Below are 23,494 nucleotides of genomic sequence, written 5' to 3' on the forward strand. Positions count from 1 at the left end.
CGGGGGCTTTTAGAGGGTTGGCTGAGTGGAACGCGGGCGCTGCAGCACGAGAAGGCTGATAATGACACCGACGACACCGAAATTGTAACCGGCGAGTGCCAGAAGCAGCGACATCAGCGGTACGGCCGTGGGAGAAAGTGCAATCGCCACGCCATAGGCACCGATAATCATCATGCAAATGAAAACGATGCTGAAAACCGAACGTAACGCAATTGCGGTTACGCCAAGCACTGTGGCGGTAAGAAAAATCATGATGCCGCCTCCTCTTTGGTTGCCGGGCCTGGGACAGACGTAACGCCGTCTTCCCTAACGAACCCTTGTTTTCTCCTCCATTCCCCATTTTCCTAACTCTGTAGTTGAGGATATGGTTTCATCGCGGTTAAAAAAGCGCTGGCCGGCGCTGGCATTTCCGAATCGACGGCTTTTGGTTACAAACAGGCATGAGCGATATCTTCTCCCACGCCGCATTGAGCAATCTTGCCGAATTCTCGGTCTCCGAACTGTCGGGCTCCATCAAGCGCACGGTGGAGACGGCGTTCGAACAGGTGCGGGTGCGGGGCGAAATTTCTGGTTATCGTGGGCCGCATTCGTCAGGACACGCCTATTTCTCACTGAAGGATGATCGCGCCCGCATCGATGCGGTGATCTGGAAGGGCACCTTCTCGCGGCTGAAATTCCGCCCGGAAGAGGGCATGGAAGTCATCGCCACCGGCAAGATCACCACCTTTCCCGGTTCCTCGAAATACCAGATCGTCATCGAAAACCTTGAGCCCGCCGGCGCCGGCGCGCTGATGGCGCTTTTGGAGGATCGCCGCCGGCGGCTGGCGGCGGAAGGGCTGTTCGATCCGGCCCGCAAGCGCCGCCTGCCTTTCATGCCGCGCGTCATTGGAGTTGTGACCTCGCCGACGGGCGCGGTCATCCGCGATATTCTCCACCGCATTTCGGATCGTTTCCCGGTCCATGTCGTCGTCTGGCCGGTCAAAGTGCAGGGCGAAGGCTCGGGCGAGGAGGTGGCGAACGCCATTCGCGGCTTCAACGCGCTTCAGCCCGGTGGCGAGATTGCCCGCCCCGATGTAATGATCGTTGCGCGCGGCGGCGGCAGCCTCGAAGACCTCTGGAGCTTCAATGACGAAATCGTCGTGCGCGCCGCTGCCGAGAGCGAAATCCCGCTGATTTCCGCCGTCGGACACGAGACCGATACGACATTGATCGATTATGCCGCGGACGTGCGCGCCCCGACGCCGACGGGAGCCGCCGAAATGGCGGTGCCGGTGCGGGCGGAACTCGAAGCGCAGCTTTCGGGCCTTGCTGCCCGTCTTTCGGGCTCGGTATCACGACAGATGGACAATCGCCGTCAAGGTGTGCGGGCGCTGGTGCGCGCGCTGCCTTCGCTCGATCAGCTTCTTGCTTTGCCGCGCCGCCGGTTCGACGAGGCCGCGAGTGGTCTTGGTCGCGGATTGGAAATAACAGCCCTCAACAAGCGCCGTGCCTTCGAACGTTCTGCCTCGGGTCTCAGGCCGGAAACCCTGTTGAACGGTCTCAAACACCACAGGCAGCGGATCACCGAACGCATGCACCGGGCCGAGACCCTGGTGGAACGCCGCCTGTTGCAGGGGCAGGGCCGCGTTGATGCTTTCGATTCCGCGTTGCGTTCGCTCCCCGCCCGACTTCTCGGCCAACTGGAGCGGCAGAAGGAACGCGTCGTCACCGCGTCTCGTCGCGCCGATACCGCCGTGTTGCATCGCATGGCGCAGAACCGTTCCGGTCTCGCCGCCCATGATCGTATCCTGCAATCGCTGTCCTATAAGAACGTGCTGAATCGCGGTTATGCGGTGATCCGCGATGATGAGAACCGGCCGCTGACTCGCGCGGCGGCTATCGCGTCAGGCGCTGTTGTCTCTATGGAATTTGCTGACGGTCGCGTCTCCGCCATCACAACGGGAGAGGGGACGCCGTCCCCGGATACGCCCGTCGCGTTGAAAAAGAAGCCGGTAAAACCGGCTTCTTCGGGCCCTGGCAACCAGGGCAGCCTGTTCTGATCAGATTGATGCCGCATCTGAAAAACGGCGGCTGACGGTGAAGGTTTTTTCGATATCGGGATGCAGCTCCATGCCGAGGCCAGCGCCGGGCGGCACGGTGATCATGCCGTTCTTCACTTCCGGCAATGCGGTCACGAGATCGCGATACCAGGTCTTGTAGAAGGCACGCACGCTTTCCTGCACCAGCGCATTCGGCGCATTGAGCGACAGATGTGTGGAGGCGCAGAGCACCACTGGCCCGGTGCAATCATGGGGGGCGACCGGCAGATGCCAGGCTTCCGCCATCGAGGCAATCTTGCGCGCTTCGGAAATCCCGCCGCACCAGCTGATATCAAGCATCACCACACCGGCAGCACCTGTCTCGAGCAGGTCGCGGAAGGCCCAGCGGGAGCCAAGCGTTTCGGACGCGGAAATCGGTGCGGGCGAAACAGCGGCATACCGCGTCAGGCTGGAAAGGCTGTCCATCTTGATCGGGTCTTCATGCCAGAAGGTCTGGTATGGCGTGAGCGCCTTGGCGATCTGCATGGCGGGCAGAAGCTGCCACATGGAGTGAAACTCCACCATGATATCCATCTTGTCGCCCACCGCTTTGCGGATTTTTTCAAACGGCTCAAGCGCAGTCTTCAGGTCCGGCATCGAGATATATTGCCCGCGCGTCTTCTCCGCCGCTGCATCGAAAGGCCAGATCTTCATGGCCGTGATGCCGTCTTCCAGCAGCGAATGGGCAAGCTCGTCCGCGCGATGCAGGAAGCCGTTCAGATCGTCATAATCCTTGCCACCGGAGAGGCCGTAATTGGCCGTCTGCTGGCCGGTGGCTTTCTTGATATATTCCGTGCCCGCGCAGGTATTGTAGGTACGGATTTCCTTGCGGCTGAAACCACCGAGCAGCTGGGCTATCGGCTGGTTGGTGGCCTTGCCGAAAATATCCCAAAGCGCAATATCGAATGCCGAATTGCCGCGCACTTCCGCACCGGATGAGCGGAAGCCGAGATAACCGACGAGATCCTGCGCCAGAAGGTCGATCTGCAGCGGATCGCGGCCGATGACCCTGGGTGCAATATATTCATGCACATAGGTCTCCACCGTCTCGGCGCCATAAAAGGTTTCGCCAAGCCCGGTAATGCCTTCATCCGTATGGACCAGAACCCAGAGCAGGTTTGCCCGTTCCGCCACGCGGACGGTCTCGAGTTTGGTGATTTTCATGAAGTGTCTCCTCCAGAGGCAGTCAGTTTCCGTCTGGGACGGCGTTGAAAAAATCAGGCGATGCCGGCCGCCAGAAGCGCGTGAACGCTTTCATCGAAATGACGCGCCATCAGCGTTGAAGCGGTTTGCGGGTCACCGGCGGCAATGGCCTGTCCGATGGCGATGTGAAGTTCGCCTGCAGCATGTCGCTGTGCATCGGATGTGCGGCTTTTCCAGCCGATCGGCCACGTCTGGCGCGTTACATTCTGAAAGGCGCCGAGAATGAGTTCAAAAACCGGGTTCTTGGAGGCTCTTGCAACAGCAAGGTGAAAAGCCAGATCATGCTCCATGACCTTGTCATTGTCGCCAAAGTCCCGCTCCATGTTGTTGGCATGGTCGAGAATGGTGAGCGCTTCCGCATCCGTTCGTCTGAGTGCCGCGAGCGTCACGGTTCTGACTTCGATCGTGCGTCGTACGTCGTAGATTTGCTGAATGTTGATCTGCTCAGTGTGAATGCCATGTTCGAACATCAGCGACATCGCACCATGATCCAGCGTCGCCACCGTAGCGCGTTTGCCGGCGCTGACATCGATCAGCCGCATGGCCGATAGGGACCGGAAGGCCTCACGGACGACGGTGCGGGAAACGCCGAGCTGCTGCGAGAGCGAAAGTTCGCTCGGGAGCTTGGCGCCGGGCGCAAGTTCGTTTTCGCGGATATGACGGGTGATCGCGCCGATCGTGCTGCTGACGAGACCGGATTCATGCGAAATGGCACTTAACATTTTTCCTCCAACCTGTAGTACAGGTTTACGGAAAATTGCTTACAGGATTTTTGGGCGCGAAACAAGCGGCATCACAGAGCATTATGTTTGCCAGGCGGAGATGCCTATGCTTCGAAATCCCGCAAGAACCGTTTCAACAGCTGGTTCAGCGTCGTGCGCTCTTCCTCGCTCAGACTGGAGACCAGGCGCTGCTGGTTTTCGACATGTGCACCGACCGCTTCCTCGACAATGGAAAATCCCGGTTGTGTTAGCGATATCAAGACGCTGCGCCGGTCGTCGGGATTATGTATGCGCTTCACAAACCCAGCTTTTTCTAGCTGGTCGATGCGGTTGGTCATGGTGCCGGAGCTTACCATTGTCATCGCCAGCAGATCGCCGGGGGAAAGCCGGTAGGGTGATCCGGAACGCCGTAATGTCGCGAGAACATCGAAAGCGGAGGAGGAAAGTCCGTGCTTCAGCAGCACGATCTCCACCTCTCGCGCTAGATGGGTGGTGAGACGGTTCAGGCGCCCCAGCAGCGCCATGGGTTCGACGTCGAGTTCGGGTCGCTCCCTGCGCCATTGCGCCAGAATGTGATCGACGCGGTCAAGTGGTTCTTTGCTCATCACCAAGGCATAACAATTAGTATCTTGACGTCAAGATAAAATCACCTAGGGTGCATTTGTCTTGATATAGAGATTCTTGAAATGAAGAAAAATACAGCCTATGCCGCCGATGTGCTGACGACTGCCCTTGCTCCCGCTATTTGGGGCACGACCTATTTCGTCACGACCGAGCTTTTGCCTCATGGATACCCTCTGCATGTCGCCATGCTGCGCGCATTGCCGGCTGGCGTGTTGCTGCTGCTTTTCGTGAGAAAACTGCCAAACGGTATCTGGTGGCCACGCAGCCTCATTCTCGGGGCGCTGAATTTCTCGTTCTTCTGGGCGATGCTTTTCGTTTCGGCCTATCGGCTGCCCGGCGGCGTGGCGGCAACGGTGGGCGCGGTCCAGCCCCTGATCGTGATTGGCCTTTCCCGGCTGTTTCTCGCGACACCGGTCCGGCCGCTGGCTATCGCGGCCGGTTTTCTGGGTATTGTCGGTGTGGCGCTTCTGGTTCTGGCGCCGGGGGCTGCGATGGATGGTATCGGCGTGGCGGCAGGCCTTGCCGGTGCCGTGTCCATGGCTTTTGGAACAGTGCTGACCCGCAAATGGCGTCCGCCGGTGTCGAACCTGACGTTTACCGCCTGGCAACTGACAGCCGGTGGTATCCTGCTGCTGCCGGTCGCGTATTTTTTTGAACCCGCACTGCCGACGCCGACGGCCGCCAATATTCTCGGCATGGCCTATCTGGGTCTTATCGGCGCTGCCTTGACCTATTTTCTGTGGTTCCGCGGACTTGCCCGCATCGAACCTTCCGCCGCCGCATCGCTTGGTTTTCTAAGCCCGGTCGTTGCAACCCTGCTCGGCTGGCTGGCGCTCGGCCAAAGCCTCACGCCAGCGCAGATCGCAGGTTTCGTTGCGGTGCTCTTCAGCATCTGGCTCAGTCAGCGCAGCCAGTTGCCGAGATAGGTGTCGTCAGGCCCATTCGCCCTTGCGCATGACAGGAACCGTGGAGCCATCCGGCCTCACGCCATCGATATCCACCTTGTCGGAACCGATCATCCAGTCGATGTGGATCAGGCTGGAATTGCCGCCCTGCGCCTTGATCTGATCCTGCGACAGCGACGCGCCGTCGAGGAAGCATTTCGAATAGCACTGACCGAGCGCGATGTGGCACGAGGCATTTTCATCGAACAGCGTGTTGTAGAACAGGATGCCGCTTGCCGAAATCGGCGAGGAATGCGGCACCAGCGCCACTTCACCGAGACGCCGCGCGCCTTCGTCAGTGTCGAGTACCTTGTTCAATACAGCTTCGCCCTTCGAAGCCTTGGCTTCGACGATACGTCCACCCTCGAACTTCACCTGGATATCGTCGATCAGCGTTCCCTGATGCGACAGGGGCTTGGTGCTGGAGACGTAACCGTCGACCCGCAACGCGTGCGGTGTCGTGAACACTTCTTCGGTCGGGATATTGGGGTTGCAGGTGACCCCATTCTTGGCGGTGGAGGCGCCGCCATGCCATTCGTGGCCGTCCGCCAAGCCGATCTTCACATCCGTGCCAGGGCCGGTGAAATGCAGTGAAGCGAAACGTTCGCCATTCAGCCACGCCGAGCGCATGGCAAGGTTGGCATTGTGCTCAGCCCATGCGGCGACCGGATCAGCCAGATCCACCCGCGAAGCAGCGAAGATGGCGTCGGCAAGCCTGCGGACCGCTTCGTCTTCCGTCACGTCGGGAAACACCTGCTTTGCCCAGGAGGGGTTCGGATAGGAGATGATGTTCCAGTTGATGTCGAAGTTGGAAATCTTCTCCAGCGCCGGCTTATAGGCGGTGGAGTTTGCTTTATTGGCGCGGGCAACCTTGGCGGGGTCCTGTTCGGCCAGCAGCATGGGGTTATCGCCGGCAATTGCCAGCCGCGCCGCGCCGTTCGAATAGGCCTTTGCCATGCCATCATAAAGCCAGCCGGAAGCCCGGTCGAAATTGGCGTCGCTCGCATGGCGATAGCGGGCAAGCGTGGTTTCTTCGTCGGAGTAAAAGGTGGTAACCAGTCCGCCGCCCGCCATATAGGCATGTTTTGTCAGCAATCGCACCAGCCGCAGCGCTGCCAGCGGCGCGGTAATCACCAGATCCTGATCCTTCTGCAATTGCAGACCGACCTTGACGGCGACTTCGGCCAGTTTTTCGAGTTTGACGGGATCGATGGGGGAAACAGTCATGATCTGCCTTCGTCTATTTCAATCGGAGGCGCCGACCATAGCCCATTCCTCCTGAAAGCCAAACGCTTTCAGGCGCGCCCCTGCGCCTCAATCGGCGACCAGCGGTGCGGCAATGGCCTTCAGTGCCGTTTGGGCATCTCGGGGAGAAAGCCTCACCTGCAAGCCGCGCTGCCCACCATTCATGTAGACATAATCATGCGTCATCGCTTTGGCCTCGATGGCCGTAGGCACCTGTTTCTTCTGCCCGAAAGGGCTGATGCCGCCGACATGGTAACCGGTGGCACGCTCGGCATCGGCAGGTTTCATCATGCTGGCGGATTTGCCTCCGAAAGCGGCCGCAAGCCTCTTCATGCTGACCTCACGATCCGAAGGGACGACGACACAGACCGGCTTGCCGTCCAGCTCCGCCATCAGCGTTTTCAGCACCAGATGCGGTGGCTCGCCGATCGCCTCGGCCGCCTGCAGGCCAATGCGGTCTGCATTCGGGTCGTAATCATAGGTAACGGTGGTGAAGGCGACGCCCGCCTTGTTCAGCATCTGGGTGGCGCGGGTTGTTTTGGACATGGCAGATTGCAGTCACGCAAAAAGAGTCTGGTAGGTTTCAGGCTTGAAACCGACGGTTATCTTGACCTTCGCCTCTAGCACCGGACGCTTGATCATGGAGGGCTGCTCCAGCATCAGTGCAATGGCCTTCTCGCGGCTCAGGCCAGCCTTCTGGCCGTCATCGAGTTTTTTGAAGGTCGTACCGGCGCGGTTGAGAACCGTTTCCCAGCCCGCGGCATCGCACCATGTCTCCAGATGGGCGCGGTCAATGCCCGAGGCCTTGTAGTCATGGAAAGAATAGTCGACGCCATGGGTTTCCAGCCAGCTTCTGGCCTTCTTCATCGTGTCGCAGTTCTTGATGCCGTAAATGGTGATCGTCATGCTGCCAGCCTCTTTGTCTTCAAGCTTTCCGGCATAACAAAATATCCGCCTTATTCAACCCGCCGGCTGAGGCGCCCTGCGTCCTTTTGAAGACGCCAAGCCTGAGCCATGCGAAATCGCAATGGCTGATATCCGAACGAGCGCGAGCAAAGCTGCATGGCTTCCCTGCTACATCATGAGTTGTAGAACGGTGCGGAAATGCCCATTATCTGGGCATCAAAGATGGAGAGAAAAATGCGTCAGGTTGCAAAGACATCGCGTAACTTCTTCGGTGAAACTTTCGCCGTTCTCGGTGCAGCGCTCTCGGTTTCGGCCGCTGTTCGCGCGCATCGCAAGCCCGCCCGTGCCGATCTCGAAGCCCTCGGCATCGATGGCAAGGCTTTCGACAAGGTTCAGCTCTAAGCTGGTTATCGTTCCCGGCGAGGCGGCACCGCCTCGCTCGCGCCGGATTCCGGAACACCTGGTTCTCGGCGGGCGCTACAAACTGCGCTTTTGTTGGCGCATCCTCTGCGTCTAACAGCAGTTTGGCAGCTAATGCTAGGCATGTATGCCGTGCTTTTTCACGTAAGCGTTATCGTGCCGCCATCTTGTGCGCCGACCGCTTCTGCGGCCTGAATATTTTTTCCGGCAGATATAATTGACTTTCCGGCTGCTCATAGCGGTCCGCTTTCGCCGAAAGCGGGAAGCGCCCGAGAGATTCGTGCCGCGTCTCTCCATTATGGCTGAAGATGAGTTCGAAGCTGCCCGCCAGCCAGCTATATGGTTTTTCAACAGGCATGATGTCGATTTTCCCGCAGCCATAGACCACGGTGAGATGCGGCGTGAACGACGATGCGGCGACAAAGGGCAGATTGGCCCGCCAAAGCGCGCGCTGCACCATCTTCGCCAATGCTCTGAGCTCCAGCATCTCGCGGCGGCTGCTTAGCGCCAGACAGCTGCGATTGCCGAAAAGCGAGCTGCCATCGAACGTAATCGGAACGGGACGCGCCCTTATTTCCCCCAGTGCCGCTTTCAGCCGGTTTGCGAAACCGCGAGGCACGGTGTCGAAACACCCGACGCAAAGGAGGGTGATATGCAGAAGCTCGGCTGGATGGGCTGCCCGCTTCGTCCGCCCGGCGGCATGGCACGATGCATCGGTGAAAATTCTCTCCGCCAAGGCCACGGGCGGCTTCAGCACGATTAAGACCTTGTTGCCAAATCGCGGATTGACCCGTCGCTGCTTCTCCAGATCGAAGCCTTCGAGGAAAAGCTGCCCTGACCCTCCATTATCCGTCAACTCGAAACCCACGACGATGCTCCACGGCCTTTGCTCAAGGCCGCAATATTATCATCGCCGAGGAAAATTGGAAGAACAAAAAGCGAACAAAACTTCACCATGTGCCGGGAAATATCCGATACGGCCTTTCGCGAACGCAATCCGTATAACCCGGCAACTCGGTCTGGGACAGACGATCTCAGCTGGTCCGCAGGACCAGCAATCCGCTAGCCAAGGCGGCGGGAAGCAGGGCCAACCGAGAAGCCAATGCGAGTGGCATGTCGATGGGGGCCAGGCAATGACGGGGCAATGGCGGAGGCATGCCTTTAGTTCATGGTTCTCCGCCTGTGATCGTCGGGGTCGATCCTCGTCCGGATCCCATCGCTGGGGCTTATTCACTGCGAAGAACGTGTTTGACATTCTACCTACTAGTTGGTAGGTAAAAGCATGAAAAGCTCTAAAACCAAAGCCGATGACATTCTCCAGTGCGCCCGGACCCTGATTGTGAGAGGGGGCTATAATAGTTTTAGCTATGCCGATATTTCCCATGTAGTCGGCATTCGCAACGCGAGTATCCATCACCATTTTCCCAGCAAGGCGGACTTGGTCGCGAAACTGGTGTCACAGTACAGGCACGAGGCCGAAGCCGGTATCGCCGCGCTGGAGCAGCACATTCCAGATCCGCTGGAGCAGCTTCGCGCCTATATCGGCTATTGGGAGCGCTGCATCGCCGATGCAACCCACCCCTTCTGCGTCTGTGCGCTGCTTGCCGGCGAAATACCGATTCTTCCCGAAGCGGTCGTTCTCGAGGTGCGTGCGCATTTTCGGAGTCTCTCGGACTGGCTTACAGCCGTGCTGGAGCGCGGCGCTTCCCAGGGGCGCCTTGCACTAACCGGCACAGCGCGGGTCACTGCTGAGATGTTCATGGCCACCGTGCACGGCGCAATGCTCTCAGCGCGCGCACATGGCGATGCCGCAAGCTTTGGCGCCATAACCCGCCCGATGCTGGAGCGCATCACCGCTTGAACTGCATCTTGCGAGGGGCGTCGACGCATGACCCAAACGAGACCGACCGATCAACTAATGACGCTGCTCTGGCAGACATGCCGGCGACAATCTGCGTTCCGGACCACCCCATCTTTCAGGAAGAGAAAGGCAATTTCGCATGTTCGGTATTTCTTCGCTTGGCTGGATCCACACGCTCGGCAGTCTGCCCGCCATTCCCGCGGCCATTTTCATGTTTACCCGTTACGGTCGCATCGTCCCCCGATCCACGCCCGGGGCAATCTACTTTGTGTCCATGCTGATTGGCGCTGCAACTGTCTTTCTTGTGGCGCATCAGCCAATCAGCTACGTCGTTGGCGTCCTGACCATCCTGTTCCTGCTTGCAGGCTACGGTATCGAACGCGTTCTGGGTTCAACGCGTATCGCCAGATATATTGAAACCATCTGTCTCAGCATTACCGCGTTTCTGTTGATGGTCCCGACGGTGAGTGAAATTCTGCGCCGTGTTCCCGACGGTCATCCGATAGTGACAGACCTGAAATCGCCGCTGCTTCTCGGCGCCCAGGCAGGATTGCTGGCGATCCTCGTGGTTGGCCTGACTGCCCAGATGATCTATCTCATCCGACAGAACAAAAACGCCGCGAACTAGTCGCGGCGTCGTCTTTCTTCTTTAGATACGGTGGCGTTGCGGCAGCAACCTCACCGTATCGAGTATGGTCCTATTCCCACTCGATCGTGCCGGGCGGCTTGCTCGTGACATCGTAGACGACACGGTTGATGCCGCGCACTTCGTTGATGATGCGGGTTGCCGCACGGCCGAGGAAGTTCATGTCGTAGGGATAGAAATCCGCAGTCATGCCGTCCACCGAGGTCACCGCGCGCAGCGCACAGACGAAGTCATAGGTTCGGTAGTCGCCCATGACGCCAACAGTCTGGACCGGCAGCAGCACGGCGAAAGCCTGCCAGATGGTGTCGTAAAGACCGGCCTTGCGGATCTCGTCGAGATAGATCGCATCCGCTTTACGCAGGATATCGAGCTTTTCACGGGTAATCGCACCGGGGCATCGGATCGCAAGACCCGGACCGGGGAAGGGATGGCGGCCGATGAAGCTTTCCGGCAGGCCGAGTTCGCGGCCAAGAGCGCGCACTTCATCCTTGAAGAGTTCACGCAGCGGCTCGACGAGCTGCATGTTCATGCGCTCGGGAAGACCGCCGACATTGTGGTGGCTCTTGATGGTAACCGAAGGGCCGCCGGAGAAGGAGACACTTTCGATGACGTCGGGGTAGAGCGTGCCCTGCGCGAGGAAGTTCGGAGCCCCCTTGCCATCGGCGGCAATCTTGGCCGCTTCGGCCTCGAAAACCTCGATGAACAGACGGCCGATGGTCTTGCGCTTCACTTCCGGATCGGAAACGCCGGAGAGTTCGCCGAGGAACAGGTCGGATGCATCCACATGAACAAGCGGAATATTGTAGTGGTCGCGGAACATGCCGACGACCTGTTCGCTTTCCCCAAGCCGCATCAGCCCATGATCGACGTAAACGCAGGTCAGCTGGTCGCCGATAGCCTCATGAATGAGAATAGCTGCAACCGAAGAATCGACGCCGCCTGAAAGTGCACAGAGCACCCGGCCGGTGCCGACCTGCTCGCGGATCTTGCGGATCATCTCGGCGCGATAGGCCGCCATCGTCCAGTCGGATTTCAGACCAACGATCTTGTGCACGAAGTTTGACAGCAGCTTGCCGCCATCGGGCGTATGCACCACTTCCGGATGGAACATGGTGGAGTAATAGTGGCGCTTCTCGTCCGCTGCGATGGCGAACGGTGCGTTTTCGGAGGTTGCGATGACCTCGAAGCCTTCCGGCAGCTTCGTCACGCGGTCGCCATGGCTCATCCACACCGGGTAGCTTTTGCCTTGCTCCCAGAAGCCTTCGAACAGCGGGCTAGCCTTCTTGATGTCGATATCGGCGCGGCCGAATTCCGCCGCATGGCCGCCCTCGACAACGCCGCCGAGCTGTGTGCACAGTGTCTGCTGGCCATAGCAGATGCCGAGGATCGGTACCTTGCTGTCGAACACTGCCTGCGGCGCGCGCGGGCTTCCTTCCGCCGTGACAGATGCGGGGCCGCCGGAGAAGATCACGCCCTTGGGCTGAAGTTTCTCAAACGCCTCTGCGGCATTCTGGAACGGGTGGATTTCGCAATAGACCCCGGCTTCGCGGATGCGGCGCGCAATCAGCTGCGTCACCTGGCTGCCGAAATCGATGATGAGAATGCTGTCGGGATGGGCTATCTGGGTCATGGCGAGCCTTTAAAGAAAATGGCGGCTTTAGGCAACCCGGAAGCGGGTGGCAAACGGTAGAAAATCGCGAAAATCGCAAGGTTCAGAGGGCTATCGCGCCGTCTTCGATAGCGCGACAGAGCCGGTCAACGGCATCCGCCAGTTTTTCATCGATGATGTGCAGATACTCGGTCCAGTCATTCACGTTTTTCACATCGGCCTTGCCGTCGGAAATACCGCGCAGGCCAATCAGCGGTAAACCGAAACGCTGGCATGCTCTTAAAACTGCATATGTCTCCATTTCCACCATATCGGCGTCGATCAGCCCATAGGCCTCGCCGGAAACGACGTTGGCGCCGGTGGAAAGCCGCGCCCCGGCAACGTCGGGTATCCGCAATGGCAAGGCCACCTCCGCCGGCAGGTCGAGAAACGGTGTGCAACCCTTCGCAAAACCGAAGGGAGAGGCATCCATGTCACGATAAGAAACCGACACTGCCTGGTAGATTGCGGTCTGTTCGAGCGTGCGGGAACCGGCGGAGCCGAGCGACACAACGAGGTCTGGCAGATGGCCCGCCGTATCGAGACCGGCAAGAACGGTCGTGACCGCAATAGCCGCTTCGACGGGTCCAACACCGGTCATCAGCGGTGTGATGCGTGCCTGCAGGTGGGGACCGTATTCGGCGGAAGCCGCCATGACGAACAGGAGTGATTTATCCGCGACATGCATAAGCCGGTAGCTCATCCGGTAATATCCTCGCGTCCTTTAACCACCATCATCGTGCCCGTCATTGAGGCGATCAGCTTTGCCGGCCCATCGGACAGGGCATAGGCGCGACCATCGGCGACGATAAGATTATTGCCGGGCTTGATGATCTCGCCGCGAAACAGAAACCGCTCGCCGCGTCCCGGCGACATGAGGTTCACCTTGAACTCGATGGTCAGCAGCGAGGCTTCCGGCTCAATGATCGTATAGGCGGCATAGGTGCAGGCGGTATCCAGACCGGCGGCGATGACACCCGCATGCAGTATGCCGTGCTGCTGCGTCAGCTTTTCATGAAAAGGGAGTTCGATTTCCACCAGCCGGTGTTCGATACGGCTGATTTCGGCGTTAATCGCCTGAACCACGCCCTGCCGCGCAAAGCTTCTTTCTATCCGCTGACGAAAATCGCCGGGATCAGTGATCTCCATGGCCTGCCTGCCTGCTTCTGCCTCATCGCAAACTGACATGGCGCGGGGCGGCAGGCAAGACAAGGGCGATGCGGCAAATTAGAGAAATTAGGAAAAATCCAGCGCGCTTTTCCTTTGGAAATGCGCAAGCACTTTAGTTAAGCATGCCGATGCTTGCGTTGAGCACCGTCGCAAAGGCGACCCATACGGCATAGGGTACGAAAAGCCACATTGATATGCGGTCACGACGATAGGAAAGCGCTATAAAGGCGACGATGCTGATCAGCATCGGGATGATGACAATCAATGCGCCAGCTGGACTTTGCATGCCGAAAAAGATCGGCGACCACAGAAAGTTCAGTACCATCTGGGTGAACCAGAGCCGCATGCGCGTTCCCATCGGCCTGCGAATCCATGTCCGCGCGCCAGCAACGCCGATCAGCACGTAAAGCGCGGTCCAGACAGGCCCGAAAATCCAGTTGGGCGGATTGAAGAAAGGCTTCTGCAGCGATTGATACCATTCGCCGGGTACATTGTTGACGCCGATCAACGCCCCTACGGCAACAACGACAACCACAAAGACAATATAGATCGCAAGATTTCTCATGATCGGTCCAATGCGCCGGCTGGGCTTTTGTTCCCCTGTTTTTTCAATATTTTAGCTGGATAGCCGCACGATGTGCTGGTCCCATGCCACATCGCTGCGCCGGGTTCCGAAAAACCCCTGATAGGACGAAACCGCGATGCCTCTTAAGGCGGGCGCAACACCTGCCGCGTCCCGCACTGTCGTCTCGGAAACCACACGCCCGGTTTTTGCATCCAGCGTCACGGCGGCGTTGCCGTTGGGCGAGGTCAGGCCAACCAGCTGATCGCGTCGGTTGACGGCGATGGCACCCACATAATTGGCAAGGCGGACCGTTGTTTCTTCCGGTAGATCCACAAAGGTTACATCCTCACCCCTAGAGAAATGGCCGACAAGTGGCGGAAGATCGTTGCGCGGTCCTTCATACTGGCAGGCGAACCAGATGCGCCCGTCATCCCCGATATCGACATGACGTGTGGATAGCTGCCGCAGTCCGTTCGGCATCGCGTGTTTCTGAATCAAATGGCCGGTTGCTGCGTCCAGCAGCACGAGAGAAGGTTGCATCCTGTCGACGTTGAGCTTGGTGCGGCCGAAATCCGGATGGGTTTCGATACCACCATTGGCGATGATGATCGTTCGCCCGTCGTCGCTCACCGTCATGTCATGCGTGCCGACGCCATGCGCGTCATATTCGCCGATGCGTATGAAGCCGTTTCTGGCGTCATAGAGCCCGATAACGCCACGATTGCCGTCGAAGTCGTTTTCGCTGGCATAGAGGATCGACCCATCTGGCGAAAACTGTCCATGACCGTAGAAATGGCGGTTTTCCGGCGTGTGCATCACGATCGGTTCGCGATGCCCCCCGGGGTCGAAGGCCATAAAGAATGTCCCCGGCCGGCGGGCAAAGGCCACGGTCATGCCGGTCGCGCGGCTCGTCGCCATTCCATGGGCGCGGGCAGGAAGCGTGACGCGGTCGATGATCTCGCCGCCCTCGCTCACCGTCGCAATGCCGTAGGACCCGTCACGGGCGCGGAAGGCAGAAGCAAAGACCGCGTCTGTCCGCTCAAGCGCATAAAGTGAACGGGGAGCCAAGGCGGTGAGGAAGGAAACTCCCGCCGCTTTGATGAAGCTGCGCCGATCTATCAGTGTCCGCCTGGTGCCGGAGATCATCGGCTCAATCCCCATCGGCGAAAGAAAAGCCGGAACTGAGGCCAATCGCGCCGCCATATTGATCGTTTAACCGGTAGATAAGGTCTTTGCCGTTCAGCAGAAGATAATCCACCTTCGCTCGCTGATCGTCCTGATCCAGCGCCTTTTGCACATCTGCATCGATTGTCCCGGCCACGCGGATCATCGATTTGGCAATGAAGTCGATGGAATTTACGATGGAGCGTTGGTCGGGGGGGACGAGTTCGGCCATATCGGCGGTATGCAGCAGTGTCTGAATGGCCTTGATGTTTGTGGAGATGCTTCTCCATGTCAGGCCAGACCGCCAGTAAATGGCGGTGCGGGGAAACGTCGCCTTGTCCGGCCCCTTGTAAAAGGTCTCGATCCGCTGGTCGCGGATCGCCTCGGCGCCGTGCACCAGAATGCCGAGCAGGGCAACCAGCGCCTCTCGTTCGTCGCGGAAGACGGGGTTATCAGGCCCCGGCTGCGTCCAGTTTTTCTGTGCGCCATCGGCCGCGTTCCAGCTATCGGAAAGCTCTGCCGCGACATCGGCGATATTGCCGGCAATGGCGGCTCCGAAACGGCAGCGGAAATCGCCCTTCTTATCAAGAAGTTCGTTCGCGCCGGTGCCGTAGAGAATGAATTCCAGGGCGCCCAGCCCCTGTGCGGCAACGCTCTTGCCACTCAGGCCTTCGGCGGTGGTAACGCTTTCATCCTTGTCGGAAAGGTAACGCTGAACCTGTTTCAGCCCTAGCCCCTTCTTGTCGGGATAATAAAGGACGCGCTCGAAACGGTTCTGTTCGATGACAGGGCCGACACGCACGATCTCTATGGTCGACCAGCTTGAGACCGCATCGGCAAAGGCGTCCTTCGCCGTCTTCTCCGTCGTAGCAGAAGGCGCCGCGCAGAAAGCCTTCATGCTGTCCTCCAGCGTCTCTGCCGAGCGTCGGAAGTGGTCGTAGCCGGGTCGGATGAAGCCGTTCACTGCCTTTTCCATGACGCCGCGCACCTGTGCGGGGTCGAGCGGTGGCGGCGGCATCAGTTCCACATCCTGGGCCATGGCCGGCTGTGTCGTCAAAAGCATCAGCATGGATATGAGGCCGGAGATTTTTCGCATGGCTTTTTTCATTAAAGAGACTCCAGAAAGGCCAGCAAAGCCTGCCGGTCGGATTTTTTCAAGACGGCAAAGGCGTCGCGCGCTTTCTGACCTTCGCCGCCATGCCATAATATCGCTTCCGTCAGGCTGCGCGCGCGCCCGTCATGCAGGTAAAAACCATTGCCATTCACGCGTTCTGTCAGACCTATGCCCCAGAGAGGCTGGGTCCGCCAGTGTCGTCCGCTTGCTTCGCCCACCTGTTGGCCATCGGCAAGCTCCTCTCCCATGTCATGCAGCAGAAAATCGGAATAGGGCCAGATAAGCTGAAACGCATGCATCGGATCGGCGGCATCGCGTCGGGTGACGAATTTGGGGGAGTGGCAGGCCGTGCAGCCCGATGCGTAAAAGAGTTGCTTGCCCCGCAGCACCATCGGCTCACCGACATCACGCCGTTGCGGCACGGCGAGGTTTTCAGTGTAGAAGGTCACGAGATCGAGAACCTGATCCGGCGCCTCCACCGGCCCGAGCCGCGGTTGCACGCCCGTTGGCATGGCGAGACATTTTTTCTGCCTGTCGGTACAGTCGCCATAGGCATTCGGCGCATCCGGTGTGGAGATGCCGATATCGTGGGAGAAAGCGCTTGCGCTCTGGTCGCGTACGCTCGCGTTCTGAGCTTTCCAACCAAACCTCCCGATTTTCGTTTCGCCGGTGCGATGATCCTTGACCCAAGCGGGACGCCCTTGAATGCCGTCCCCATTCTTGTCGTCCGGATCGGCGTTGGCCAGAATATCGGTGTCGCTGATAGCTTCTATCAAGCCAAGCCCAAGGGTCGGCATGGCAATGCGTGCTGACAGCGAAGTATCGGCGCTGAGCGGGCCATATTTCAACTCTGCCACGGCATAATCAGGCTGGCGCAACGTCACCATCTCGCCATCCGCCAGGGACACCCGCTTTTCCGTATAGGTGATGACAGCCTTGCCCTCGGCCTCAAGGCCGGGAATGGCAAGATTCTGAAGCTGCCGTCCATAGGTGTCATCAGGAAAATTCAACACTTCATGGCGCGCTATCGCCGTCCGTTCCGCCTCGTCTCGAGCCGGCCTTGCCAGCCGTAGAAACAGGGAGACGGCGTCTTCGCCGGCAAGAGGCGGACGGCCCCTGCCATCCTTTACGTGGCACGTCTGGCAGGATCGGGCGTTGAAGAGCGGCCCCAAACCGTCTGAAGCCTGCGTGGAAGAAGGAGAAGAAACCCACAATTTCTGAAACAGCGCGTTGCCGAGCTTAAAATCCTGCCTCCGCTTCGGGGGCATGGTGGCTGAAGGCTGGGAAAACGCGTTACTGTCAGTTCTGTTGGTATTGGTCGACGCCCCGCCAGACATGGCCTCGAAAGGCTCCGGGCCGGTAAAATCGATCGCCGGAGCGGTTACGGCAAGAACGCGGTTTCTGTCATTTTCCGTCAGATCGTCACGCAAGGATGCGGCAAGCGTCGCCGTCGCCAAAAGGCAGGCTGCCCCGGCGAATAAGAACGGCCTACGGATCGGCGACAGAGACATTTCCATGAAAGTCAAACGCGTGTGGGGAGGAACGGGCCGCAGTCTCCCTGCGGCTCGTTCTTGCCGTTTATTTGAAAACGGCGTTCGGATTATCGAGGCTGTCGGATCCTTCGAGGTCAATCTTGCCGAGATCGAGCGCTGCAATGACGCGTTCGACCGACTTCGTCTGGTCGAGGAGGCCATCGATGGCGGCCTGAACCACGGCGTTGCCTTCCTTGTTGCCCTCGCCAATCATCTGATCGTAGGCCTCAACCGTCTGAGCGCGCTTTTCCATCGCGTGCATGGCATTGAGCGTCTTGTCCAGCTTCGCCAGCATCTCGTCGTTCAACGCCTTGTCTTTGGCGCCGACCAGTTCCGAGAGCGACGCGCCAGTCATCTTCGTTCCGTCCACACGGGTATAGTCGCCGGTATACGCCGAGGCGATGCCGATCGCGTCATTGAGATGCGAATTATAGGTATTGTCGGAGAAGCAATCATGTTCCTCTTCCGGATCGTGCAGCAAAAGGCCAAGTTTCATGCGTTCGCCGGCCAATTCACCATAGGAGAGCGAGCCCATGCCGGTGAGAATGGCGGTGAGGCCTGCCTTCGGATCGCCTTCCAGCGTTTTGGTAGCTTCGCCTTCCGGCGCCCAGGCGTCGACCATCTCCTGCAGATCCTTGATCAGCAGGGTGGAGGCGGATTTCAGATAATCGGCACGGCGATCGCAATTGCCGTTCGTGCAATTCGCCTTGTCATAATCGGTGTAAGGGCGGTTGCCTGCGCCCGGCCCGGTGCCGTTCAGATCCTGGCCCCAGAGCAGGAATTCGATGGCGTGGTATCCGGTCGTCACATTGGCTTCGACATCGCCCGCCTCGTGCAGGCTTTCGATGAGTTCCGGGGTGATCTTGGAGGCGTCGACCTCTTCACCGCTGATCTTGATCTTCGGGTTGGCGATGATATTCGCAACATAAAGCTCGTTTTCGTCGCTTTCCGTACCATAGGCACCGTCGACGTAGTCGATCAGGCCTTCGTCCAGCGGCCAGGCGTTCACCTTGCCTTCCCAATCGTCAACGATCGGGTTGCCGAAACGATAGACTTCCGACTGTTGATAGGGAACACGTGCCTTGATCCAGGCTTCCCGCGCGGCCTTTAACGTTTCTTCGCTCGGTGTGGCGATCAATGCGTCGACGGCCTTATCCAGCGCCTTCGCTGTGATCAGCGAATCCTCGTATTTCGCATGTGCGACATCGGCATAGTGCTTGACAACAGCGGCCGCGTCGGTGGCAGCCTTTGCAGGAACCGCGGTGAAAGCCGCCGATGCGGCAAGAAGCGCGAAAGAAGCGCTGAGAATGGTTTTGCGGATCATGATCCCTCTCCTTGAGCAGGCATGAAATAACTTCACGCTGCGGCAAGCGAGTTCTGACCGAATCACAAACTTGTGTCAAACATTCTAGTTTAGAATGCTTTGAAACAAGCCCGTGCTGTATTTCCCAGGTAAAATCCCTGGATGCAAAATGCTTTTATGCTCTGCGTTTCATCAGGCAGAAGAAGAAACCGTCCGTATCTGTGGTTGCAGGCGTGAGCGTCACTGTCTTGCCGTCGGAAGAATGCGGTTTGTTGGCATTGCTACCGAAAGTCGTTTGCCACCGCTCCAACGCCGAACCAATGGCAAAATCTGGATTTTGCTCGCAGAAACGACGGACCTGCTGTTCGTTTTCTTCGGGAAGCACCGAACAGGTTACATAGAGCAGCTCTCCGCCCGGGCGCACGAATCCCTTGGCCTGCGAAAGTGCCTCGCCCTGCTGTTGCACGCGCTCTTCCAGATTGCGCGCGGTCAGCCGCCATTTGGTGTCGGGGCGCCGCCGCCATGTTCCGGTTCCGGTGCAGGGGGCATCGACGAGAACGCGGTCGAATTTTTCCTGAAACGGCGTAAGGCCCGATGCGCGGTCATGAACCTGCACATTACGCGTGCCGGCCCGCTTCAGCCGTTCGATGATCGGCGCAAGGCGCTTGCGGTCGGCGTCGAAGGCGTGGACCTGACCCTTGTTGTTCATGCTGGCAGCCATGGCCAGCGTCTTGCCGCCGCCGCCTGCGCAATAATCGAGGATCTGATCACCCTCATGCGCACCGGCGAGATCGGCGACGATCTGCGACCCCTCGTCCTGCACTTCGAACCAGCCCTTCTGAAAGGAGAGTTCGGCGGTGACGTTCGGCAGGCGGGATGGGCCTTCGCCTGCGGGAATGCGAACACCCTGACGGGCGATGTGCGTGGCCTCCGCGCCGCTTTCCTCAAGAACCTTCAAAACCTTTTCACGGGTCGCCTTCAAGGTGTTGGCACGCAGATCGAGAGTAGGGCGCTCATTGAGCGCCTGAGCCTCAGTCAGCCAGCGCTCCCCGAATGCGGTCTCGAAGGAAGATTGCACCCAATCGGGAATGTCGCCCTGAACATGGGCCGGCGCCTCGGCAAGGGAACGGGAGAGAAATGCCTGCTGTCTTTCAGCGTCCGGTGCGGCAGGCGCGAATTTGTCACCGTCGAATTCCGCTGCCAGTTCCGTGAAGCTCTTGCCCCATTGACGCAACAGAACGGCGTAGCCGAGTGAGGTGGCGCTGTCGTCATCCATCAGCCAGGCGTGCGACAGTTTCATGCGCAACGCATCATAGACAATGTTGCCGATCGCGGCCCTGTCGCCCGAGCCGGCGAAACGATGGGCAAGGCCCCAGTCCTTCAGAGCATCGGCGACGGGACGCCTGCGTCCCTCAATATCCGCCAATACTTCGATTGCTCCGGCCAAACGCCCGCCTAATCGCATTGTCTACCTCGTTTTCCTGATAAGTCCGGTTGGTAGACGCGAATGGCGGCGAGGGCAAGGCTCAATCGGCTTTGACGACCTCGTAGCAGACCTTGGCAGTGCCGGAGTTGATCATGCCGATGTTTTTGGCCGCAGCCTTGGAAAGATCGAGAACGCGACCCTTGATAAATGGCCCGCGGTCATTGATGCGAACGACAACGGCCTTGCCGTTGCGCGCGTTGGTTACCTTGACCTTGGTGCCGAACCGCAGGGAGCGGTGGGCGGCGGTCAGGTTGGCGGCGTTCATACGCTCGCCAGAAGCAGTCTTGGAGGTCAACGCATACCACGATGCGCCTCCACAACCATTTGCCGCATTCGCCTGAAGAGGCGCGATGATGGAACAGGCGGCGATAGTTGCAGCGGTGAAAGTTATACGACGGATATTCAAAACAGTGCTTCCCTGAAAATCGGCCCCGCGCCGATTGATTGTGCCCTTGCTAAACGGCCATGAACTGGCCTGAACGCCTTTTGATGCGAGATTGTAGGGCGAGGGAAAAATGGCGAAAAAAAGCTGATCTCAAATCACGAACCGTTACAGACTGTAACATTCGTGATCATCGGCCGGAAGCTGCCATTGCCGCGCCCGTTTGAAGAAGCGGAAAAAATAACGCAGAATCAATGCTCAATGGGAATGCTGTTGCAAGTCACGGCTTCGTGAATCCGCTTCACGAAATGTGAGTGAAATATTTTTCTAATGACTACGATTTTAGTGATTTCGGCTTGGTTAATAAAATCCTAATTGGCTGAAATAAGACGAAAACCATCCGCAAAAGCGGGATTGGAAGGATTTTTCATCGCTTTTGGAGATGGCATTTTTCAGCCTCGCCAGAGGCCGTTTTCCCATAATTGTCGAAGCGAGACCCTGTACTCCGGGAAGCGAAAATCGAAGCCCAGATCGCGAATTCTGGCGTTGGAAACGCGCTTGTTCTCGCCATAAAAAGAGCGCGCCATCGGTGTTAGATCGGCAGTTTCAAAGGCCTGTTCGGGTGGTGGTTCCACTCCCATCAGCGCTGCGGCGAAGCTTACCACATCCTGCGGGGGGCAGGGTTCATCATCGGTCACGTTGAAGATGCCGCCTTCGTGTTTTTGTGCCAGGAAGGCAACCGCCGCGCCGATATCCTCCACGCGGATGCGATTGAATACCTGGTCCTTCTTCACCAGCCGCCGCGCCGTTCCCTTCTCGAAATTCATGAAGGCATTGCGCCCCGGGCCATAAATTCCGGATAGACGCAGGATGGAAAGCGGCGCGTCGGCGTCGCGGGCCGCTTCAGTCCATGCGGCCTCAGCCGCTACCCGCTCCACAGAACGTGGGGAAACGGGGCGGCAGGGTGTTGTCTCGTCCACCCAAGCGCCGCCGTGGTCGCCATAAACACCCACGGTGGAAAGGTAAGCGATCCATGCCAGATTGGGCAGGAGCTTTTTCAAGTCGCCGCCCAGAAGCGGAAGGAGAGGATCGCCATCCTTGCCCGGCGCGACGGATTGTATGAGATGCGTGACATTGTCCATTGCAGCGACGAGCTCATCATTGAGCTGGACGCCGTCAAAGAGCAAGGGCGTCATCTGTGCGCTGGCGAGGCCAGAGAATTTGTCCTGACTGCGCGTGGTGCCGGAGATCCCTGCTGCTTGGGATTTCAGCGCGTTGGCAATGGCTTTCCCCGAATAACCCGCGCCAAAAATCATCACATGCATGGTTCACGCCTCTGCCAATTGCCATTCCATTTCCGCCTCCGGATCAGTCTCCGGTGCGCGCGTGGCAGAGTATGTACGGAATTCCTGCCTGTCCATAAGCCGCGATAAAGCCCACGCGGCCATGCCGCGTACCTCCGGCGAAGGGTCCATTTCGGCAAGAGCCTTGCATCGTTCCACGAACTGCCGGTTTCCGGAGTTGCCGGCCGCAATCAGCACATTGCGGATAAATCGGCTACGGCCGATGCGTTTGACGGGAGAGCCACTGAAAAAGCTGCGGAAGGCAGCATCATCCAATGTCAGGAGGAAATCGATGGACGGTTCTTTCAGATCCTCGCGCGCCTGCAATTTCATTTCCGAGGCGCTGGCCGCGAACTTGTTCCATGGGCAGGCGGCGAGGCAATCGTCACAGCCGTAGATGCGATTGCCCATCATCGGCCGAAACTCATGCGGAATTGGCCCCTTGTGCTCGATGGTGAGATAGGAGATGCAGCGACGGGCGTCGAGTTGATGGGGGGCGGGAAAGGCCGCCGTTGGACAGGCATCAAGACAGGCCCGGCAGGAGCCGCAATGATCCTTCTCGGCCTCATCGAGACAGAGATCAGCGGTGGTGAACATGCTGCCGAGGAACAGCCAGGAACCATGGCTGCGGCTGACGAGGTTCGTGTGTTTGCCCTGCCAGCCAAGACCGGCGGCGGCGGCGAGCGGTTTTTCCATCACCGGGGCGGTGTCGACGAAGACCTTCACATCCTCGCCGGCGCGTGCGGCGAAGCGCGTGGCGATTTCCTTCAGCCGCCCCTTGATGACGTCGTGGTAATCGCGATTGCGGGCATAGACCGAAATGGCTGCCTTGTCCGGTTTCGAGAGCAGATTGCGCGGGTCTTCGTCGGGACCATAATTGAGGCCGAACATGACGATGGAGCGTACATCGCTCCACAGCGTTTTCGGCTCCGCCCGCCGGGCCTCGGTTTCTTCCATCCACGCCATCGTGCCGTGATAACCTTTGCCGAGAAATTCTCTCAGCCGTTCCGGTGCGAGCGGAATGCTGTCCGGCGCTGTGACGCGACATAGATCGAAGCCAAGCGAAAGGGCTTCGTGACGAATGAAATCCGTCAGTTTGCGCGCGCGTATCCGCTGCTTCTCGTCGGCAACGTCGATG

The 23,494-nt window shown here is 58.7% G+C and carries 25 protein-coding genes; 5 read left to right on the top strand and 20 right to left on the bottom strand.

Annotation, left to right across the window (positions count from 1 at the left end):
* Positions 1–9: 9 nt before the first annotated feature.
* Positions 10–252 carry a hypothetical protein gene (locus tag BTN45_RS14375; RefSeq protein ID WP_184285167.1) on the bottom strand — a complete coding sequence of 81 codons (243 nt, stop codon included), beginning with the start codon at positions 250–252 and terminating at the stop codon, positions 10–12.
* Between the two features lie 188 nt (positions 253–440).
* On the opposite strand from BTN45_RS14375, the gene xseA reads away from it, so the two are divergent.
* Positions 441–2,039 (top strand): exodeoxyribonuclease VII large subunit, encoded by a 1,599-nt coding sequence (gene xseA / locus BTN45_RS14380; protein ID WP_184285168.1) that lies wholly within the window; start codon positions 441–443, stop codon positions 2,037–2,039.
* Here the strand turns inward: xseA and BTN45_RS14385 are convergent, their stop codons facing one another.
* The 3 genes from BTN45_RS14385 to BTN45_RS14395 form a co-directional block, all read right to left on the bottom strand.
* Positions 2,040–3,242 (bottom strand): mandelate racemase/muconate lactonizing enzyme family protein, encoded by a 1,203-nt coding sequence (locus BTN45_RS14385; protein ID WP_004439403.1) that lies wholly within the window; start codon positions 3,240–3,242, stop codon positions 2,040–2,042.
* A 53-nt stretch (positions 3,243–3,295) separates the two neighbouring features.
* Entirely contained in the window at positions 3,296–4,003 is a 708-nt protein-coding gene (locus BTN45_RS14390; protein WP_004439405.1) for a FadR/GntR family transcriptional regulator, read from the bottom strand.
* Between the two features lie 104 nt (positions 4,004–4,107).
* On the bottom strand, positions 4,108–4,608 hold the full coding sequence (locus tag BTN45_RS14395; protein WP_207588404.1) for a MarR family transcriptional regulator: 501 nt from the start codon (positions 4,606–4,608) through the stop codon (positions 4,108–4,110).
* 81 nt (positions 4,609–4,689) lie between these two features.
* Here BTN45_RS14395 and BTN45_RS14400 point away from each other — a divergent pair, with 81 nt between their 5' ends.
* Complete coding sequence (locus BTN45_RS14400) at positions 4,690–5,553, top strand: EamA family transporter (RefSeq protein ID WP_207588407.1); 864 nt, start codon at positions 4,690–4,692, stop codon at positions 5,551–5,553.
* A 6-nt stretch (positions 5,554–5,559) separates the two neighbouring features.
* Here the strand turns inward: BTN45_RS14400 and BTN45_RS14405 are convergent, their stop codons facing one another.
* From BTN45_RS14405 to BTN45_RS14415, 3 genes are all read right to left on the bottom strand, one after another.
* Positions 5,560–6,798, bottom strand: a complete 1,239-nt coding sequence (locus tag BTN45_RS14405) for an aminopeptidase (RefSeq protein ID WP_207588409.1) — start codon at positions 6,796–6,798, stop codon at positions 5,560–5,562.
* A gap of 87 nt (positions 6,799–6,885) precedes the next feature.
* On the bottom strand, positions 6,886–7,362 hold the full coding sequence (gene ybaK, locus BTN45_RS14410; RefSeq protein WP_142182006.1) for a Cys-tRNA(Pro) deacylase: 477 nt from the start codon (positions 7,360–7,362) through the stop codon (positions 6,886–6,888).
* A gap of 12 nt (positions 7,363–7,374) precedes the next feature.
* Positions 7,375–7,722: an ArsC family reductase gene (locus BTN45_RS14415; protein ID WP_207588411.1), complete on the bottom strand. Its 348-nt coding sequence runs from the start codon at positions 7,720–7,722 to the stop codon at positions 7,375–7,377.
* Between the two features lie 234 nt (positions 7,723–7,956).
* Between BTN45_RS14415 and BTN45_RS14420 the strand changes: the two genes are divergently transcribed.
* Positions 7,957–8,124: a hypothetical protein gene (locus BTN45_RS14420; protein WP_003503889.1), complete on the top strand. Its 168-nt coding sequence runs from the start codon at positions 7,957–7,959 to the stop codon at positions 8,122–8,124.
* Between the two features lie 169 nt (positions 8,125–8,293).
* Here BTN45_RS14420 and BTN45_RS14425 read toward each other — a convergent pair whose 3' ends face one another.
* A complete protein-coding gene (locus BTN45_RS14425; RefSeq protein WP_022555468.1) occupies positions 8,294–9,010 on the bottom strand; it encodes a 2'-5' RNA ligase family protein in 717 nt (238 codons plus the stop codon).
* Between the two features lie 414 nt (positions 9,011–9,424).
* Between BTN45_RS14425 and BTN45_RS14430 the strand changes: the two genes are divergently transcribed.
* Together BTN45_RS14430 and BTN45_RS14435 are read left to right on the top strand one after the other, a co-directional pair.
* The gene (locus BTN45_RS14430) at positions 9,425–10,003 is read left to right on the top strand and encodes a TetR/AcrR family transcriptional regulator (protein WP_207588413.1); all 579 of its coding nucleotides are present in this window, start codon (positions 9,425–9,427) and stop codon (positions 10,001–10,003) included.
* Between the two features lie 139 nt (positions 10,004–10,142).
* Complete coding sequence (locus tag BTN45_RS14435) at positions 10,143–10,631, top strand: hypothetical protein (RefSeq protein WP_006699713.1); 489 nt, start codon at positions 10,143–10,145, stop codon at positions 10,629–10,631.
* Positions 10,632–10,701: 70 nt separating this feature from the next.
* Here BTN45_RS14435 and guaA read toward each other — a convergent pair whose 3' ends face one another.
* The 12 genes from guaA to queG form a co-directional block, all read right to left on the bottom strand.
* A complete protein-coding gene (gene guaA, locus BTN45_RS14440; RefSeq protein ID WP_022555471.1) occupies positions 10,702–12,279 on the bottom strand; it encodes a glutamine-hydrolyzing GMP synthase in 1,578 nt (525 codons plus the stop codon).
* Positions 12,280–12,361: 82 nt separating this feature from the next.
* Positions 12,362–13,000: a 5'-methylthioadenosine/S-adenosylhomocysteine nucleosidase gene (locus tag BTN45_RS14445; RefSeq protein WP_045533017.1), complete on the bottom strand. Its 639-nt coding sequence runs from the start codon at positions 12,998–13,000 to the stop codon at positions 12,362–12,364.
* Positions 12,997–13,446, bottom strand: a complete 450-nt coding sequence (locus tag BTN45_RS14450; protein WP_003520131.1) for a PaaI family thioesterase — start codon at positions 13,444–13,446, stop codon at positions 12,997–12,999. The genes BTN45_RS14445 and BTN45_RS14450 overlap by 4 nt, the downstream gene beginning before the upstream one ends.
* A gap of 133 nt (positions 13,447–13,579) precedes the next feature.
* Complete coding sequence (locus tag BTN45_RS14455; protein ID WP_004439437.1) at positions 13,580–14,032, bottom strand: TspO/MBR family protein; 453 nt, start codon at positions 14,030–14,032, stop codon at positions 13,580–13,582.
* A 51-nt stretch (positions 14,033–14,083) separates the two neighbouring features.
* Positions 14,084–15,178 carry a DUF1513 domain-containing protein gene (locus BTN45_RS14460; protein ID WP_048902770.1) on the bottom strand — a complete coding sequence of 365 codons (1,095 nt, stop codon included), beginning with the start codon at positions 15,176–15,178 and terminating at the stop codon, positions 14,084–14,086.
* Positions 15,179–15,182: 4 nt separating this feature from the next.
* A complete protein-coding gene (locus BTN45_RS14465) occupies positions 15,183–16,304 on the bottom strand; it encodes an imelysin family protein (RefSeq protein ID WP_022555474.1) in 1,122 nt (373 codons plus the stop codon).
* Positions 16,304–17,827 carry a di-heme oxidoredictase family protein gene (locus tag BTN45_RS14470; protein WP_207588416.1) on the bottom strand — a complete coding sequence of 508 codons (1,524 nt, stop codon included), beginning with the start codon at positions 17,825–17,827 and terminating at the stop codon, positions 16,304–16,306. Before BTN45_RS14470 ends, BTN45_RS14465 begins: the two co-directional genes overlap by 1 nt.
* Positions 17,828–17,888: 61 nt before the next feature.
* The gene (locus tag BTN45_RS14475) at positions 17,889–19,166 is read right to left on the bottom strand and encodes an imelysin family protein (protein ID WP_207588418.1); all 1,278 of its coding nucleotides are present in this window, start codon (positions 19,164–19,166) and stop codon (positions 17,889–17,891) included.
* A 154-nt stretch (positions 19,167–19,320) separates the two neighbouring features.
* A complete protein-coding gene (locus tag BTN45_RS14480; RefSeq protein ID WP_006699706.1) occupies positions 19,321–20,610 on the bottom strand; it encodes an RsmB/NOP family class I SAM-dependent RNA methyltransferase in 1,290 nt (429 codons plus the stop codon).
* A gap of 61 nt (positions 20,611–20,671) precedes the next feature.
* Positions 20,672–21,037 carry a septal ring lytic transglycosylase RlpA family protein gene (locus BTN45_RS14485; protein WP_004439454.1) on the bottom strand — a complete coding sequence of 122 codons (366 nt, stop codon included), beginning with the start codon at positions 21,035–21,037 and terminating at the stop codon, positions 20,672–20,674.
* Between the two features lie 428 nt (positions 21,038–21,465).
* Positions 21,466–22,338: an SDR family oxidoreductase gene (locus BTN45_RS14490; protein WP_207588420.1), complete on the bottom strand. Its 873-nt coding sequence runs from the start codon at positions 22,336–22,338 to the stop codon at positions 21,466–21,468.
* Between the two features lie 3 nt (positions 22,339–22,341).
* Entirely contained in the window at positions 22,342–23,493 is a 1,152-nt protein-coding gene (gene queG, locus BTN45_RS14495; protein WP_207589753.1) for a tRNA epoxyqueuosine(34) reductase QueG, read from the bottom strand.
* Position 23,494: the final 1 nt, after the last annotated feature.

Source organism: Rhizobium sp. ZX09 (genome assembly GCF_017357485.1).
Classification (GTDB): Bacteria; Pseudomonadota; Alphaproteobacteria; order Rhizobiales; family Rhizobiaceae; genus Agrobacterium; species Agrobacterium pusense.